General features: G+C 36.1%; 1 protein-coding gene. It reads right to left on the bottom strand.

Features of this window, described 5'->3' with window-relative positions:
• Positions 1–382: 382 nt before the first annotated feature.
• Entirely contained in the window at positions 383–580 is a 198-nt protein-coding gene (locus tag VSA01S_RS19850) for a hypothetical protein (RefSeq protein ID WP_039983542.1), read from the bottom strand.
• Positions 581–745: the final 165 nt, after the last annotated feature.

Here is a 745-nt window from a genome sequence, read left to right on the forward strand (position 1 = left end):
GCCGTGAGCATCAGCGATTTTAATTGCATGGGAGAGATTCATTATTAACAACAGGGATATTATTGTATTAAGAAGCCAGCCTTATATCACTTCAACATATAACATAGTCACCAAAAATTAATTAATACTTGAATGAAACTCAAACTAAACGCCACCTTTAATTACACAATAAACATTAACAAACCATTCATTGTGCGATTTAATGATTAGAATTAAATTACATTTTAACGATAAAATAGAGCCACAGACATTCTTATTACCTAAAATAATGTGTTTATTTTTATCTATTATTAATTGCCCTCTATTTAATTTACTAATCAGCCTGTGTTTTTACCTCAATACATTATTTAATTAGCGCTATTAAATATTAGTTAGCCCATTTTTAACAGATAGAATATTCCCCTGCAGAACTCCCAGCATCAACCGTGACCTGATCATTTTGCGTGATTTCGTCTATCACCGTATGGGCAATCGCTTCGGCCATCGCAGCGCTTTTCGCGTGTGGGCCATTGGTTTCAAACCCTCTCGCTTGTAACTCTTTAACGAGTTTATCTGTAAGTGATGTTTTATCTAATGCCATTATTTACCCGCTTTAACCGTTGAAGATAAATCAGAATGAGGTTTGCCCTTGTACGCGCAAATACAATCGCCTTACACCACACCTTTGCCCCCATTCATGGTGATAAGGGGCTTGTTGAAAAATTGAATATGGTTTCTGAGGCGCCTATCTGAGCACCTCTTTTCA

Source organism: Vibrio sagamiensis NBRC 104589 (assembly GCF_007990935.1).
In the GTDB taxonomy this organism is placed as follows: Bacteria; Pseudomonadota; Gammaproteobacteria; order Enterobacterales; family Vibrionaceae; genus Vibrio; species Vibrio sagamiensis.